At 46.7% G+C, this 14019-nt stretch carries 13 protein-coding genes and 1 pseudogene; 9 read left to right on the plus strand and 5 right to left on the minus strand.

The window, feature by feature from the left end; all coding sequences use genetic code 11:
* The first annotated feature begins 1 nt into the window (after nucleotide 1).
* Nucleotides 2-976, plus strand: a complete 975-nt coding sequence (gene secF, locus DXE44_RS07860; RefSeq protein WP_114653950.1) for a protein translocase subunit SecF — start codon at nucleotides 2-4, stop codon at nucleotides 974-976.
* A 15-nt stretch (nucleotides 977-991) separates the two neighbouring features.
* Here the strand turns inward: secF and DXE44_RS07865 are convergent, their stop codons facing one another.
* Together DXE44_RS07865 and purB are read right to left on the minus strand one after the other, a co-directional pair.
* Nucleotides 992-2374: a 3-deoxy-D-manno-octulosonic acid transferase gene (locus DXE44_RS07865; protein ID WP_114653951.1), complete on the minus strand. Its 1383-nt coding sequence runs from the start codon at nucleotides 2372-2374 to the stop codon at nucleotides 992-994.
* Nucleotides 2371-3750, minus strand: coding sequence for an adenylosuccinate lyase (gene purB / locus DXE44_RS07870; RefSeq protein WP_114653952.1), 1380 nt, complete (start codon nucleotides 3748-3750; stop codon nucleotides 2371-2373). Before purB ends, DXE44_RS07865 begins: the two co-directional genes overlap by 4 nt.
* A gap of 94 nt (nucleotides 3751-3844) precedes the next feature.
* Here purB and DXE44_RS07875 point away from each other — a divergent pair.
* Nucleotides 3845-4458: pseudogene (locus tag DXE44_RS07875) on the plus strand (glutathione S-transferase N-terminal domain-containing protein).
* A gap of 34 nt (nucleotides 4459-4492) precedes the next feature.
* Here DXE44_RS07875 and mnmA read toward each other — a convergent pair.
* Nucleotides 4493-5608: a tRNA 2-thiouridine(34) synthase MnmA gene (gene mnmA, locus DXE44_RS07880; RefSeq protein ID WP_114654401.1), complete on the minus strand. Its 1116-nt coding sequence runs from the start codon at nucleotides 5606-5608 to the stop codon at nucleotides 4493-4495.
* 176 nt (nucleotides 5609-5784) lie between these two features.
* On the opposite strand from mnmA, the gene DXE44_RS07885 reads away from it, so the two are divergent.
* The 4 genes from DXE44_RS07885 (at nucleotide 5785) to DXE44_RS07900 (ending at nucleotide 9240) form a co-directional block, all read left to right on the plus strand.
* On the plus strand, nucleotides 5785-6915 hold the full coding sequence (locus DXE44_RS07885) for a Re/Si-specific NAD(P)(+) transhydrogenase subunit alpha (protein WP_114653953.1): 1131 nt from the start codon (nucleotides 5785-5787) through the stop codon (nucleotides 6913-6915).
* 24 nt (nucleotides 6916-6939) lie between these two features.
* Complete coding sequence (locus tag DXE44_RS07890; protein ID WP_114653954.1) at nucleotides 6940-7278, plus strand: proton-translocating transhydrogenase family protein; 339 nt, start codon at nucleotides 6940-6942, stop codon at nucleotides 7276-7278.
* Nucleotides 7279-7310: 32 nt separating this feature from the next.
* Nucleotides 7311-8678 carry an NAD(P)(+) transhydrogenase (Re/Si-specific) subunit beta gene (locus tag DXE44_RS07895; RefSeq protein WP_114653955.1) on the plus strand — a complete coding sequence of 456 codons (1368 nt, stop codon included), beginning with the start codon at nucleotides 7311-7313 and terminating at the stop codon, nucleotides 8676-8678.
* Between the two features lie 349 nt (nucleotides 8679-9027).
* On the plus strand, nucleotides 9028-9240 hold the full coding sequence (locus tag DXE44_RS07900; protein WP_162785906.1) for a cupin domain-containing protein: 213 nt from the start codon (nucleotides 9028-9030) through the stop codon (nucleotides 9238-9240).
* Nucleotides 9241-9337: 97 nt separating this feature from the next.
* Here the strand turns inward: DXE44_RS07900 and groL are convergent, their stop codons facing one another.
* Nucleotides 9338-10981, minus strand: a complete 1644-nt coding sequence (groL, locus tag DXE44_RS07905) for a chaperonin GroEL (RefSeq protein WP_114653957.1) — start codon at nucleotides 10979-10981, stop codon at nucleotides 9338-9340.
* A gap of 26 nt (nucleotides 10982-11007) precedes the next feature.
* A complete protein-coding gene (locus DXE44_RS07910) occupies nucleotides 11008-11298 on the minus strand; it encodes a co-chaperone GroES (protein WP_015421939.1) in 291 nt (96 codons plus the stop codon).
* A 318-nt stretch (nucleotides 11299-11616) separates the two neighbouring features.
* Here DXE44_RS07910 and DXE44_RS07915 point away from each other — a divergent pair, with 318 nt between their 5' ends.
* Genes DXE44_RS07915 through DXE44_RS10395 form a run of 3 tightly spaced genes read left to right on the plus strand, consistent with a single transcriptional unit; the run spans nucleotide 11617 to nucleotide 14016 of the window.
* Nucleotides 11617-12444 (plus strand): EAL domain-containing protein, encoded by an 828-nt coding sequence (locus DXE44_RS07915; protein ID WP_114654402.1) that lies wholly within the window; start codon nucleotides 11617-11619, stop codon nucleotides 12442-12444.
* Nucleotides 12444-13067: a response regulator transcription factor gene (locus tag DXE44_RS07920; RefSeq protein ID WP_114653958.1), complete on the plus strand. Its 624-nt coding sequence runs from the start codon at nucleotides 12444-12446 to the stop codon at nucleotides 13065-13067. The genes DXE44_RS07915 and DXE44_RS07920 overlap by 1 nt, the downstream gene beginning before the upstream one ends.
* A gap of 7 nt (nucleotides 13068-13074) precedes the next feature.
* Nucleotides 13075-14016, plus strand: coding sequence for a type 2 periplasmic-binding domain-containing protein (locus DXE44_RS10395; RefSeq protein ID WP_197712868.1), 942 nt, complete (start codon nucleotides 13075-13077; stop codon nucleotides 14014-14016).
* The last annotated feature ends 3 nt before the right edge of the window (nucleotides 14017-14019 follow it).

The raw sequence follows: 14019 nt of genomic DNA on the forward strand, positions 1-14019 counted from the left end.
CATGGAATTTTTCCGGATCAAAAAAGATATTCCCTTTATGCGCCATGCATTGGCGCTCAATGCGGTCTCTCTCATCACCTTCTTAGCCGCCGTTTTCTTCCTCTGGCATAACGGACTTCATCTATCAATTGAATTCACTGGCGGTACGGTAATGGAAGTTACTTACCCACAAACCGCCCCATTAGATTCAATTAGATCGAATGTGGAAAAGTTAGGTTATTCCGATACCCAGATTCAGAACTTTGGTAGCTCACGTGATGTGATGATTCGCCTACCACTCCAAAAAGATGCTGAAGGAAAAATGATTTCCTCTGCAGATCAAAGTGCGGCTGTGATGCAAGCACTTGAGCCGGCAACAACTGGAGCAAAGCTACAGCGCGTGGAGTTCGTAGGCCCCCAAGTAGGTCGTGAACTAGCAATTGATGGATTAATAGCCTTGTTGTTTGTAGTGATTGGCATCGTGGTTTATCTCTCTTTCCGCTTTGAGTGGAAATTTGCTGTTGCCGGCATCATTGCAAACTTACATGACATCGTCATTATTTTGGGATTCTTTGCTTTCTTCCAATGGGAATTCTCACTCTCCGTTTTGGCCGCAGTTCTGGCTGTGCTGGGTTACTCAGTCAATGAGTCAGTGGTGATCTTTGACCGTATTCGCGAAAACTTCCGCAAGTACCGCAAGATGAATACCCGCGAAATCATTGATAACGCAATTACCAGCACCATTAGCCGCACCGTGATTACTCACGGTAGTACCGAGATGATGGTTGTGGCGATGCTGATTTTTGGTGGCCCTACCCTCTTTTACTTTGCCTTAGCACTAACCATTGGTATTTTGTTTGGTATTTACTCTTCTGTATTCGTCGCAGCGGCTTTAGCAATGTGGCTTGGCGTTACCCGCGAAGATTTGGTGAAGGGCGATCGCAAGCCTGATGATGCAGCCCGCAATGATGATCCAAACTTTGGAGCTCAGGTCTGAGCTCTATCTGTGCGATTAGTTTAGTGTGAAATTCTGATGCTCGAGGGCGGCTAATATTTTCTTAGTCGCACCTTGATGCTCAATCGAGTAAGCAGTCGCAGCGCTCGACATCCTTGCCAGTTCGGCAGTATTCAAAAGCAATTCTTTTAAAGCTTCCATGAGAGCCACTGGCTCACTCAAGATAAGCTCACCCTGAATACGCTTTGCAGCGCCCATCTTGATAGCATCCAAAGCAGCCTGCTGAAAGTTGTAGGTGTGCTCACCGAGTAATACCGGACAACCAGCAGCACATGCTTCAATTAGATTCTGACCGCCAAACGGAAGAAGGCTGCCACCCATCACCACCAAATCAGCAGCACTGTAATACATGGGCATTTCGCCCATGGAGTCACCCAGAATCACATCCACATCAGCACCACCCTTTGGCGCTTCAATCCATTCTGAGCGGGGACGAAATTTCAATTCAGCATCCTGAATTTGATTTGCCACTTCCGAGAAACGCTCGGGGTGACGGGGCACCAAGCAAAGTAATGGGGCCACATCAAAAGCATTGCTGAGGAGCAAATCCCTCCACGCTTGCAAAATAATTGCCTCCTCACCATCACGAGTACTAGCAGCACAAACCATCAGACGCTGATTTGAGTGCAACTCTTGTTTCCAAGATTTGCCCTGTTGGACCAGGCTTGAATCTAGCGGTACATCAAATTTGAGGTTGCCAACAATCTCCACATTTTTTACGCCAAGGCTACGGTAGCGGTCAGCATCGAATTGAGTTTGGGCCAAGATGCCTGCAAACGCTTGAAACAAAGATCTTCCAGCCTTACCAAATCGGTTTACACGACGCGCACTGCGCTCAGATAAGCGTGCGTTCACCAAAAATAATGGCAGGCTGATTTCTGCGCAATAGAAGACTACGGTTGGCCAAGCTTCAGTTTCCATAAACAGCCCGAACTTTGGCTTAAATGTACGAATGAAATTAGCAACTGACCAGCAAAGGTCATAAGGCAAATAGACTTGACGTAGTTGACCAGCAGCAATCGCTTTAGCAAATAAGGCGGCACCAGTGCGACGGCCATTAAGCGTCATATGGGTCAGCAGAACTGTTTCGCCACGCTCTAGATAAGCCTCCACTAAAGGTTGGGCAGCCCTGGTTTCACCAACTGATACCGCATGAATCCATACCGATCCCTGAGTGATATTTTTGTCGTAAGAAAAGCCTAGACGCTCAGAGAAATGATTTAAATAGTCAGATGAGTGGCGCGTGCGCCAGGCAAGGCGAATGAATGCAAAGGGCAATAAGAGATGCCAAAGCAGTTGATAAACAGCAAACCAGATCTTGGGGCGGGCACCGTATTGCAAATCCTGCGGTGCACGCCCAAGGTTTGGGGTCAAACTCACTTTTTCAGATGTTCGGTCAACTCGACCGCCTTGCCCAAATAGGAAGATGGTGTCATCTCGAGCAACAAGGTTTTTGCATCATCAGGAATTTGTAATCCACGAATGAAAGTTTGCAAATCAGCCTGATTAATTCCTTTGCCACGAGTGAGCTCTTTGAGTTGCTCATACGGATTCTCAATGCCATAACGACGCATGACAGTTTGCACTGGCTCTGCTAACACTTCCCAGCACTCATCTAAGTCCGCAGCGATCGCCGCATGGTTTACTTCCAATTTACCAAGGCCACGCAAGGCGCTGTCATAAGCTAAAACGCTGTGGCCAAAAGCTGGGCCGAGGTTGCGCAATACAGTTGAATCAGTAAGGTCACGCTGCCAACGAGAAATTGGTAACTTCTCAGCCAGGTGACGCAATAAAGCATTGGCTACACCCAAGTTGCCTTCGGAGTTTTCAAAGTCAATTGGGTTCACTTTATGCGGCATGGTTGAAGATCCAATCTCACCTGCTTTAGTGCGTTGCTTAAAGTAACCGATCGAAATGTAGGCCCAGAAATCACGGTCCATATCCAACAAGATTGTGTTGGCGCGAGCAATCGCATCAAACAGTTCAGCCATGCCATCGTGCGGCTCAATCTGAATTGTGTACGGATTAAATGTGAGACCTAAACGCTTTTCGACTACGTTTTTGGAAAAATTTTCCCAATCAAAATTTGGATAAGCAGATAAGTGGGCATTGTAATTACCAACCGCGCCATTCATCTTTCCTAAAAGCGGCACTGCGGCAATCGTTGCAATCGCTCGCTCTAGACGTTTCGCAATATTGGCCAACTCTTTACCCAAGGTGCTTGGGGAAGCTGGCTGACCATGCGTACGTGACAACAAAGGAACCTTGGCATTCTCAATTGCCAAATCCGTTAATACGGAAAGAACTTTTCTGAGTTGTGGCAATAACACTTCGTCACGCGCCCCACGCAACATCAAACCATGTGAAGTATTGTTAATGTCTTCGGAAGTGCAAGCGAAGTGAATAAATTCACTGGCTTTTAATAGGTCTGGTCGACCAGCCACTTTTTCTTTTAAGAAATACTCAACCGCTTTTACATCATGGTTGGTCACTGCCTCAATGTCCTTAATGCGCTGCGCATCGGCATCAGAGAAGTTTTCAGGCAAAGACAATAAAAATGCCTCATCTGCTGCACTAATTTTTGGCACATCAGGAAGACCTGCCGAGGCCAATGCCAATAGCCAATGAATCTCAACAAACACGCGCTGGCGCATAAATGCGGCCTCGGATAACCAAGGCCTTAAGGCATCCAGTTTGCCGGCATAGCGACCATCTAAAGGGGAAAGTGCATTAAGGGTAGAAATCGGCTGACTCACGAATATTGCCTTTACATTGAATATGTCAATAAACCCTGATTTTAATCGTTCTTAGGGGCAACCCGATTTGGCTGAGATAGCTATACTTGGCAATATGAAACTCATCGGATCCCTCACTAGCCCCTACGTACGCAAGGTACGCATTGTTCTCATGGAAAAAAGGTTGACGTAGACCTGGAACTGGAAAATGTCTGGGCTGCAGATACCAAAATTGCCATCAATAACCCCCTGGGCAAGATTCCTTGCTTGATTTTGGATGATGGCGAGGCTATTTATGACTCTCGAGTCATTGCGGAGTATGCCGACACCCTGAGCCCAGTAGGAAAGCTGATTCCGGCAGGTAGCCGCGAACGTGCCACAGTCAAAACCTGGGAGGCTTTGGCTGATGGGATTGAGGATGCTGGCATTTTGGCTCGTTTAGAGCATACGTTTCATACGCCTGAGCAGCAAAGTGATGCCTGGCTTGAGCGCCAAATGGGCAAAATCAATGCTGCTTTAGCCCAAATGTCCCGTGAATTAGGCGAAAACGCCTGGTGTCATGGCAACCAGATGACTTTGGCTGATATTGCAGTGGGGTGCGCACTGGGCTATATAGTATTCCGCTTCTCAAATGTCGCTTGGCAAGCTCAATACCCCAATTTAGACGCTCTGTATCAAAAGTTGATGCAAAGACCTTCCTTTGCAGAAACAGCGCCTCCAGAGGCCTAAATTCAGGAATTACTTCTAAAGTATTTGAGGGTACTTAGGCGGAAATAATTCCACCGCCTAAGCAAATGTCGCCGTCATACAAAACAGCAGACTGGCCAGGCGTCACTGCCCACTGAGCCTCTGGAAAAGTTAATTGGAAACTGAGGGGCCCTTCAACTCCTGCGACTAGCGAGCATGCAGAGTCAGCTTGGCGATAGCGGGTTTTTGCAGAATACTGGCCAGGCGTTGGAGCTGCGCCCGCAACCCAACTCGCATCAATTGCAGAAAGCTGATTGGCTAGAAGCCATGGGTGCTCGTGCCCTTGTGCCACATATAGAGTGTTATTCACTACGTCTTTGCGGGCGGCATACCAAGCATCCCCATTGCCATCTTGACTGCCGCCCAAGCCAATACCTTTACGCTGACCTAGAGTGAAAAAGGCAAGCCCCATATGCTCTCCCACCGTTTTGCCTTCAGGGGTTTTAATGGGTCCAGGTGTACGAGGCAAGTAGCGGTTTAAGAACTCACGGAAGGGGCGTTCGCCAATAAAGCAAATCCCAGTGGAATCTTTTTTGCGCGCATTGTGTAAACCAATTTGCTCGGCGATCTTGCGGACCTCTGTCTTTGGAATTTCCCCAAGCGGGAAAAGAACGTTTGCTAATTGAGCTTGGGTTAAGCGGTGCAAGAAATAGCTTTGATCCTTACTGGCATCGAGTGCCTTCAATAGTTGCACTCGACCACCTTCATGTCGAACCCGCGCATAGTGGCCGGTAGCAATCGCATCTGCACCCAAGCTCATTGCATGGTCTAAAAAGGCTTTGAACTTAATTTCTGCATTGCACAATATATCAGGGTTGGGCGTTCGCCCTGCAGCGTATTCACGCAAAAACTCGGCAAATACGCGCTCTCGGTACTCGGCAGCAAAATTGACCGCCTCAACATCAATTCCGATGAGGTCTGCCACTGACACCACATCCAGCCAATCCTGGCGAGCGGAGCAATACTCATCATTGTCATCGTCTTCCCAGTTTTTCATGAAAAGGCCAATCACTTCATGGCCTTGCTGCTTCAGCATCCAGGCCGCAATAGACGAATCTACCCCTCCAGACATGCCTACAACGACTTTGGATGGCTTTGAGGCTGGTATTGCGGAAGAATTGAGCGGGATCATCAAAAAATGCGAGAATTCAATATAAGCTGAAAACCCCATTGTAGAAGCCTTAACTCAAGTTAGCCTGAAGAGCTTAAATGAGCCGGCACAAAACATAAGGGTATGCATATGTATGTGTATTCGCGTATATATACCTAAAATAGATTATTTGAATCATTAGCATTTGGAGACATGCCATGCGCATAGGAGTACCGCTGGAAATCAGACCTGGGGAAACTCGGGTTGCCGCCACACCGGAAACCGTTAAGAAGCTAATTAGCCAAGGTCATACGGTTGTTATTCAAAAGGATGCAGGTGTTACAGCCAGCCAGCCAGATTCTGCCTATGAAGCCGTTGGCGCAACAATTGGTAGCGCTTCTGACGCCTTTGGTGCAGAGATCGTTCTCAAAGTACGTGCGCCCGAAGCCGCCGAGCTTAAACAAATTAAATATGGCAGCGTGCTTCTTGGCATGCTTGACCCATTTGATAACGACAATATTGCAGCCATGGCTGCGCAAGGTGTGACCGCATTCTCATTAGAGGCTGCTCCACGAACCACACGCGCCCAAAGTATGGACGTTCTGTCTTCACAAGCGAACATCGCAGGCTACAAAGCCGTCATGGTCGCAGCCAATGAGTATCAGCGTTTTATGCCAATGCTGATGACTGCAGCGGGTACTGTAAAAGCAGCTCGTGTGCTGATCTTGGGAGCTGGTGTTGCCGGCCTTCAAGCGATTGCAACTGCAAAGCGTTTAGGCGCCGTTATCGAAGCATCCGATGTACGCCCTGCCGCCAAAGAACAAATTGAATCTCTCGGCGCTAAGTTTGTTGACGTTCCTTATGAAACTGATGAGGAACGTGAGATCGCTCAAGGTGTTGGCGGCTATGCTCGCCCAATGCCAGAAGCCTGGATGAAGCGTCAAGCAGCTCTCGTTGCTGAACGCGCTCAACAAGCTGACATTGTGATTACCACTGCTTTGATTCCTGGTCGTAAGCCACCTGTCTTATTGCACAGCGATACCGTTGCCAATATGAAACCAGGCTCTATCGTGATCGACTTAGCAGCTGATCGTGGCGACAACGGCTCAGGCAACTGTCCTTTGACAGAGGCTGACAAGATCGTTGAAAAAAATGGTGTGAAGATTATTGGTTACACCAATCTCGCAAGTATGGTGGCTGCAGATGCTTCTGCTTTATATGCCCGTAACTTACTCGACTTCATGAAACTGATCGTTGATGCTGAGGCGAAGTTAGTAATCCCAACGGATGACGACATTGTTACTGCCTGCCTCATGTGCCGTGATGGCCAAGCCATCCGTAAAAACTAATAAAAATCATTCAAAGGAAACATCATGGATCTCGCTGCTTTTCAAAGCATCCTCACAATCCAAAACATCACCGTGTTTGTGTTGGCCATTTTTGTTGGTTACCACGTAGTTTGGAATGTCACTCCCGCACTACATACGCCACTCATGGCGGTTACTAATGCTATTTCTGGAATCATTATTGTTGGCGCCTTACTTCAAACCGAAGTGATTGGTGGCGATGAGATCACGCTCACCAGCATCATTGGTGCGGTGGCAGTCTTCTTAGCGTCAATCAATATTTTTGGTGGCTTTATGGTCACCCGTCGCATGCTGGAGATGTTCAAGAAAAAAGCCCCTAAGGCTGATGCGGCTGGAACTAAATAAAACTAGAACAAGATCTTATAGAGACCACAATAATGTCAAACATAACCGCGATTTCCTATCTCATTTCATCGGTGCTGTTCATCCTCGCTTTGCGTGGATTGTCTTCACCAACTACTTCACGCCAAGGCAATACCTTCGGCATGGTCGGCATGCTACTGGCCGTCATCACCACCTTCATGATTCCTGACTTTAAGCCAGTCTTCTCATTGATTATTGCCGCAATTGTTGGTGGCGCCATCATTGGAACGATTGCTGCTAAGCGCGTGCAGATGACGAAGATGCCTGAGCTCGTCGCGCTCATGCACTCCTTTGTTGGTTTGTCAGCAGTATTGATTGCTATTGCAGCGGTATACAACCCTGCTCATGATCACACTGGCGCACAAAAGATCGAACTCTTCATTGGCGCATTTATTGGTGCGATTACCTTCACAGCTTCCGTTATTGCTTTCGGCAAATTATCAGGAAAAGTGAGCGGTAAACCAGTGACTTTTGCCGGTCAACATTTACTCAATTTGATTCTTGCTATCGGCATGGTTTCTGGTGGCGTTATGTATTTCATGACAGGCAGCCACGAAGCATTCTTGGTAATGTGTGCCATTGCCTTGGTATTGGGCGTGACATTGATCATCCCAATCGGTGGTGCTGATATGCCGGTGGTGGTATCGATGCTAAACAGCTACTCTGGTTGGGCAGCTGCAGGTATTGGATTCACATTGAACAACCCAGTTTTGATTATTGCCGGCGCTTGCGTGGGATCTTCTGGTGCAATTCTGTCTTACATCATGTGTAAGGCCATGAATCGCTCTATCTTGGCGGTATTACTTGGCGGCTTTGGCGCTGAAGCTTCTGCTGGTGGCGCTGATGATGGCGGTCCAAAGAACTACAAAACTGGCTCCCCAGAAGATGCGGCCTTCCTTATGGAAAATGCCGACACTGTGGTGATTGTTCCTGGTTACGGCTTAGCAGTTGCCCGCGCTCAACATGCTCTCAAAGAATTGACAGAGAAGTTAACTCATCATGGCGTGACCGTGAAATATGCGATTCACCCAGTGGCCGGTCGTATGCCTGGTCATATGAACGTACTCTTAGCCGAAGCTGAAGTTCCATACGATCAAGTATTTGAGATGGAAGACATCAATAGCGACTTTGGTCAAGCTGATGTGGTTTTGGTACTTGGTGCAAACGACGTTGTTAACCCAGCCGCCCGCACACCAGGTAGCCCAATCTTCGGCATGCCAATACTAGAAGCATTCAAAGCTAAAACGATCATCGTGAACAAGCGCTCCATGGCTGCAGGTTATGCAGGTCTTGATAATGAACTCTTCTACATGGACAAAACCATGATGGTCTTCGGTGATGCGAAGAAAGTTGTGGAAGATATGGTGAAGTCTGTCAGCTAAGTATCTAGCTGTATTCATCTAAGTGAAATTTAGATGGGCAGCAAGTTAAACGGTGGATAAGTCAAAAACTTACCCACCGTTTTTTATTCCTACCTATTCATTATTCAAATGAAACTACTTAAATTTATCGCGCTCATTTTCATATCTATAGCATCTCAATATGTTCAGGCCGATACAGAACGAAAACATTACTATACTGATATTCTGGGCGTAGAAGCTAATGTCTTAATCAAAACTACAAAGTCATGGAACGGTGCCGTACTTCCCTCATATGGCGAAGGTCAAGCTGAAATTACTATTATTCGATATAGATTTGCTCCGGGCGCATCCATACCAATGCATATGGCATATGCATCCCGTTATTAATGCTGGAGTTTTGCTCGAGGGTGAACTCAACATCTTTACAAAAACTGGTGAAAAAATAACCCTCAAAGCGGGTGAGCCATTGGTAGAACTTTTTAAAGAATGGCACTACGGCTCAAACCCAAGGACTGAGCCAGTTGACTTAATTGTTGTCTATGCAGGAACGGTCGGAACCCCCTTAACAATTCGGGAGAAGTGAGCTTAGAAATCAATCCTATTCCATAATAAAAAACGCCTGGTCTTTTGAACCAGGCGTTTTAGTTTCTACAGCTTGATAGCTGAGGAAATTACGGCTATTACATCATGCCGCCCATTCCACCCATGCCGCTCATATCAGGCATACCGCCACCAGCGGAATCATCCTTTGGTGCTTCGCAGATTGCGCAATCAGTAGTCAACAATAAGGCTGCAACAGAAGCCGCATTAACCAATGCAGTTTTTGTTACCTTAGTTGGGTCAATCACACCTTGAGCTACGAGGTCGCCGTATTCACCTGTTGCTGCGTTGTAACCGTTGTTGCCTTTGCTAGCCAACACTGCATTAACAACTACGCTAGCTTCGTCGCCTGCGTTAGAAACGATGATACGAATTGGCTCTTCCATTGCGCGCAATACGATATTGATACCAGCATCTTGGTCAGCGTTGTCGCCTTTCAAGCCCTTGATACCTTGCATCGCACGTAACAATGCTACGCCACCGCCAGCAACAATACCTTCTTCAACCGCTGCACGAGTTGCGTGCAATGCATCATCAACGCGGCCTTTCTTTTCTTTCATTTCAACTTCAGTAGCAGCACCAACACGAATCACTGCAACACCGCCTGCCAATTTAGCAACGCGCTCTTGCAATTTCTCTTTGTCGTAGTCACTAGTTGCTTCATCGATCTGAACACGGATATTCTTCACGCGCGCTTCGATTGCTTTAGCATCGCCAGCACCGTCAATGATGATGGTGTTTTCTTTGCCCACTTCGATACGCTTCGCTTGACCCAAGTGCTCAAGAGTTGTTTTCTCGAGTGTGAGGCCGATTTCTTCAGTGATCACTGTACCGCCAGTCAAAATCGCAACGTCTTCCAACATGGCTTTACGACGATCACCAAAGCCAGGAGCCTTAACAGTACAAGTCTTGATGATGCCGCGGATATTGTTCACAACCAAAGTTGCTAAGGCTTCGCCTTCAACATCTTCTGCAATGATCAACAATGGACGACTAGACTTCGCTACTTGCTCGAGTACTGGGAGCAAATCACGGATGTTGCTTACCTTCTTGTCAAACAAGAGAACGTATGGAGTTTCCAATACGGCAACTTGCTTTTCAGGTTGGTTAATGAAGTATGGAGAGAGGTAGCCGCGGTCAAACTGCATACCTTCAACTACTTCCAACTCATCTTCCAATGACTTGCCATCTTCAACAGTGATAACACCTTCTTTACCTACTTTTTCCATTGCTTCAGCAATACGCTGACCAATGCTGTGATCGCTGTTAGCTGAGATTGAGCCAACTTGAGCGATTTCCTTAGTAGTTGTGCAAGGCTTGCTGATCTTCTTGAGTTCTTCGATTGCAGCTGCAACCGCTTTATCAATACCGCGCTTCAAGTCCATTGGGTTGTGACCTGAAACTACGTATTTCATACCTTCGCGAACGATAGACTGAGCCAATACAGTAGCGGTAGTTGTACCGTCACCAGCGATGTCATTGGTTTTGGAAGCAACTTCCTTCACCATCTGAGCACCCATGTTCTGGAGCTTGTCTTTGAGTTCGATTTCTTTTGCTACGGATACACCATCTTTAGTGATGGTTGGGCCGCCAAATGAACGCTCGATAACCACGTTGCGACCTTTTGGTCCCAAAGTTGTTTTTACTGCGTTCGCAAGAACGTTTACGCCTTCTACCATCTTGGTACGGGCGTTATCTCCAAATACGACGTCTTTTGCTGCCATGATTGAGTTCCTTTCTTAGGTACCGATTACTTCTGTACAACAGCCATGATGTCTTCTTCGCGCATTACGAGAAGCTCGTCGCTGCCGACCTTAACTGTTTGACCTGCATATTTGCCAAATAACACGCGATCGCCAACTTTGACGTCTGGTGCATTCAACTTACCGCTGTCATCACGCTTGCCTGGGCCAACTGCCAATACTTCGCCTTGATCCGGCTTTTCAGCAGCAGCATCCGGAATAATGATTCCAGAGGCAGTTTTTGATTCTTGATCTAAACGTTTAATGATTACGCGATCATGTAAAGGACGCAGATTCATTCCTTCTCCTATGTTAGTAAGTGTTAACTAATTAAAAAACCAATATAAATCAATGTGTTGCAGTCTCTTAACACGAAGGCAACAAGCTTTTCAGCTAAATAAGCCTATTTTAGCCCTCGCGTGTAGGGAGTGCTGATTATATAGGTCTGATCCCAGGGATTTCAAGGGCAAATTCACCTTAAATTTCAAAAGGGATTCCTGCGCTTTCTATAATGGAGGCAGGCAAGTAGGTAGATTCCTACATATAAATAAGCCTTAAGCCCTTACCGCTCCAATCTGACCTGCCTAGACTGGCTATTCAATGATTGGAGAATGCTGATGAGCCCGAAATCCCGGCTGTACACGCTTGTAAAGGCCTGGAAGAACAAACCCTTCCAAGAAGTGCGCGACGCCTGTGGCCAGCCCTGGCTAGGTCTTAGTGGCGAAGCGCTCGAAGAACACCAATCCTGGTCCCAACGACAAGCGATTAGCAACGAACCTATCTTTAATAGCCAAGGAAGCAAGCTGACGAGCTCATTATTTAGACCATTACTGGCAGCCACCGACACACAGCTCCTCAAATTATTCATGGAGGGCTTGGATACGATTACCTATTGGTACCGAAGCGGTCGCTTCATTCCAGGCATCTTGCCTCTGCCGGCTCAACACTTAGCTTCAGCCGGGTTCATTGATGCTTTAAGCGACCTCATCCTGAACTCACGACTCCCGGTTGGTCTTATCAGTTTGGGTATTAATAAGCTCAATGATGTTGACTCCATGCATTCCTGTATGGAGGGCCTATTGAGAATGCGCCGCCTCGGCGTTTTGATTCATCTTCTAGATTTTTCTGGAAGTAGCTCTCAAATCCGGTGGATTGAAGAAATGGAACCCGAAGGCATACATATCGATATAGGGCAATTCCGTGCAGAAGGATTGCCAAATGCAATGATTTCTCTTCACCAGAAATTCCACACCCAAATCTATGCCGGCAACATCACCCTGGTAAAGGATTTAGAAAATGTCATGGCAATGGGAGCGCACCACTGCTATGGCGGACTGATGATGCCACCGGTAAGTCGACATCAAATGTTACACACGAGCGATAGCCGTATCGCTAAGGCCATTTTTTCGCTGCACCCTCATAAAAACCTAAACGGAGACAAGTAATGAGAAAACGCGTGATGTTGGTAGATGACCATCCAGCAATGCTGATGGCATTAAAAAGTATGTTGCAGGATCAATTGCTTTTTGAGATAGCAGGACAAGCGCAGCATGGAGAAGAGTGTCTTCGCTCAATCAAAGAAGTCAATCCCAATATGGTGATCTTAGATTTGGATATGCCCAAGACTGATGGCTTTGATGTCATTCGCCGGGTTGGTTTGATGTACCCAGACGTTCGCATTCTGGTTTTATCTAGCTTAGATGAAGCGGTCTACGGGGGTAGAGTGCGCTCTCTAGGAGCCCATGGTTTTGTGAATAAGACTGCTGATGCTGATGTCATTTTGGCGGCATGTGTTGCTATCTCACAGGGGTACACCTTCTTCACGCACGGGAAGAATGGTAACACCTCTTTAAGTGACAACGATAAGTTAGCGCTAATATCCGATCGCGAGCTACAAGTCATGAAGTATCTCGGCAAAGGCAATACCAATCAGCAGATATCAGACTTACTGCACATTAGCAATAAGACCGTGGCAACCTATAAGACTAGAGTCTTTGACAAGCTGGGCATTAACAATATTGCCGATTTGATCTTGTTCTGCCGTATGAACAACATCATCGAAAACTAAAGACGGTATGCATCGATTCATTTTGAAAAAAGTATTCATACTCTGCTCTGTTTATGTGGGCCTGACATATGCTGGCCCATTTAACGCTGCAGAGCAATCATGGATCGATGCCCACCCAGTTGTGAGATTTAGCATTCACGAAAAATATGCCCCCTACCTTAACCAAGCAAATCAGCAAGAAAATGCAGCTCCATTTAAAGCCCTAATATCAAAAATTGAAGAATGCACTCGCCAGCAATATGTAGCGGTATGGAGAAAATCGGATCACGAAGGTTTAAAACAACTTAGCAAAGGCGATGTGGATTTCATCATCGATCCACCCAGCATTAATGATCATGTTCTGCAATTTGGCTCCTTATCTGAAGCCATCTTTTGGGGGCATGACGCTGTTGTTACCAAGAACTCAAGCAAGCTAGATTCTCCGAGTCTAAAAATTGCCTACTTTGATCGAGGCCTTGAGAATACGCCCTCCATCTTTAATGACTATGCCAAAGATAAAGAGACTCAGTCACCCGATGACTTGATGCAATCCCTGATCAAAAGTGATATCGAGGCATTGGTGATGCCAATCCGCTTAGCGCGTCGATTGATACAAGAAACCCATAATTCAGATCTAAAAATTGATGGGCTATACAGTCGAGATCCATTTGCCTATCGCTGGTTAATCTCAGATCAAGATGCTCCCCTGCATGATGTATTGAGCCACTTTTTAAATGACCTAGATCCCATTGCCTCACGCCAGCTCTTTGCCTTAGGTGATGAGCCCAAGCCAAAATCAAACCTACTACCCTGGCTGAGCGCTATCCTGGTATTCATTGTTGGTGGGGTGATGCTCTATCAGCTCCAAAAAAAGTATTTTCATCAGAAAAAACTGCTCTTGAGTTGTTGCACTCCAAGGAATTGGCTGAAAAGGCCAATGCAGCCAAATCCGCTTTTCTCGCAACCATGAGTC

This window comes from Polynucleobacter necessarius (assembly GCF_900095175.1).
Lineage (GTDB): Bacteria > Pseudomonadota > Gammaproteobacteria > Burkholderiales > Burkholderiaceae > Polynucleobacter > Polynucleobacter necessarius_I.

Coding starts and splice junctions, on each gene's coding strand:
- secF (WP_114653950.1), top strand. CDS start 2: ATGGAATTTTTCCGGATCAAAAAAGATATTCCCTTTATGCGCCATGCA.
- mnmA (WP_114654401.1), bottom strand. CDS start 5,608: ATGATCCCGCTCAATTCTTCCGCAATACCAGCCTCAAAGCCATCCAAA.
- DXE44_RS07885 (WP_114653953.1), top strand. CDS start 5,785: ATGCGCATAGGAGTACCGCTGGAAATCAGACCTGGGGAAACTCGGGTT.
- DXE44_RS07890 (WP_114653954.1), top strand. CDS start 6,940: ATGGATCTCGCTGCTTTTCAAAGCATCCTCACAATCCAAAACATCACC.
- DXE44_RS07895 (WP_114653955.1), top strand. CDS start 7,311: ATGTCAAACATAACCGCGATTTCCTATCTCATTTCATCGGTGCTGTTC.
- DXE44_RS07900 (WP_162785906.1), top strand. CDS start 9,028: ATGCATCCCGTTATTAATGCTGGAGTTTTGCTCGAGGGTGAACTCAAC.
- groL (WP_114653957.1), bottom strand. CDS start 10,981: ATGGCAGCAAAAGACGTCGTATTTGGAGATAACGCCCGTACCAAGATG.
- DXE44_RS07910 (WP_015421939.1), bottom strand. CDS start 11,298: ATGAATCTGCGTCCTTTACATGATCGCGTAATCATTAAACGTTTAGAT.
- DXE44_RS07915 (WP_114654402.1), top strand. CDS start 11,617: ATGAGCCCGAAATCCCGGCTGTACACGCTTGTAAAGGCCTGGAAGAAC.
- DXE44_RS07920 (WP_114653958.1), top strand. CDS start 12,444: ATGAGAAAACGCGTGATGTTGGTAGATGACCATCCAGCAATGCTGATG.
- DXE44_RS10395 (WP_197712868.1), top strand. CDS start 13,075: ATGCATCGATTCATTTTGAAAAAAGTATTCATACTCTGCTCTGTTTAT.